Origin of the sequence: Burkholderia sp. Bp8998 (genome assembly GCF_003854235.1) — a bacterium.
Lineage (GTDB): Bacteria > Pseudomonadota > Gammaproteobacteria > Burkholderiales > Burkholderiaceae > Burkholderia.
In genome coordinates, this window is record NZ_QTQF01000143.1 from 1 (window position 1) to 1002 (window position 1002).

The following is a 1002-nucleotide window of genomic DNA, read 5'->3' on the forward strand; positions in this document are numbered from 1 at the left end:
TGCATCGCGGCGAGGTCCTCGATCGGCACGGTACTCGCCGAATACATGCTGCCCATGTCGGTGCTGAGCCTCGCGAGACCGCGCAGGCCCATCAGACCGATCGCCATCATCAGCGCCACGCAGACGCCGAGCATCAGCATGATCTTGAACCGGATCGTCCCCGCGAAAGCACTCATACGGTCAGCCTTTTAGTTTCGGATCACGAATTGTCTAGTCTTGACGTTCGGCCATTCTCTGTCGTCGCCAACTGGCGCTTCAGCGACCGCCGACACGGGCCATTGCGTCAGGCTTTCCTGCTATAGGCATTGCACCAGCCCTTGCCAGCGACCTGCTTGCCCCCGAACATCGGGCAAGGCGCGAACGTGTCGCTCGGCTTGCCCTGATAGAGCGAGCAATTGCCACAGATCTGTCCAGCGGCGTACTTCGCGTACTTCGTCTTGTCGACCTTGGTCGCGTCGGACCTGTAGCCGAGTGCCTGGGCCGTGGCGTCACTATCGGATACCTTCTGGGAATCGGCGAATGCGAGACGCGCAAGTACCAGACTCGAAGCGGCACCGGCGGTCGTGATCATAAAAGTGCGGCGAGATTTCTTCATGCAAGTTCTCATCGTTCAGGGAAATTAATTGTCGACAAACCGGGAAACTTCCGGGTATCAGTTGTAGAAATGAAAGCGTTACGCAACCTTCGCCATTTAGTCCTAAGACGCTTCCATAAAAACGTCGAGACGGATTGCTTCATCGTGCGGCGAGACCTCTTTGCCGCGGCCCGCACGCGCCGCCTCGTGGACAGCGCGTGCCGCGATCAGGCCCGCGGCGGCACGGTCAGGTAAGGCGCGCTCGACCCGGGCCTCGCGTCCTTGATTTCCATGCGCGCGATCGCCTGCAGATGCACCTCGTCCGGGCCGTCCGCGAAGCGCAGCGCGCGGCCCAAGGTCCAGCTGTCGGCGAGCGGGGTGTCGGGGCTGATTCCCATCGCGCCGAACACCTGCATCGCGCGATCGCA

At 61.3% G+C, this 1002-nt stretch carries 3 protein-coding genes; all 3 read right to left on the minus strand.

All coding sequences use genetic code 11. The features are described from left to right. Positions 1–176, minus strand: a 176-nt coding sequence (locus DIE06_RS37825; protein ID WP_185733584.1) for an MCP four helix bundle domain-containing protein, incomplete at its 3' end; no start/stop codon positions are given. A gap of 107 nt (positions 177–283) precedes the next feature. After that, on the minus strand, positions 284–595 hold the full coding sequence (locus tag DIE06_RS37830; RefSeq protein ID WP_124665746.1) for a high-potential iron-sulfur protein: 312 nt from the start codon (positions 593–595) through the stop codon (positions 284–286). Positions 596–801: 206 nt separating this feature from the next. Then, the coding region (locus tag DIE06_RS37835; RefSeq protein WP_260433917.1) for an acyl-CoA dehydrogenase family protein at positions 802–1002 on the minus strand (201 nt) is incomplete at its 5' end.

Coding starts and splice junctions, on each gene's coding strand:
- DIE06_RS37830 (WP_124665746.1), bottom strand. CDS start 595: ATGAAGAAATCTCGCCGCACTTTTATGATCACGACCGCCGGTGCCGCT.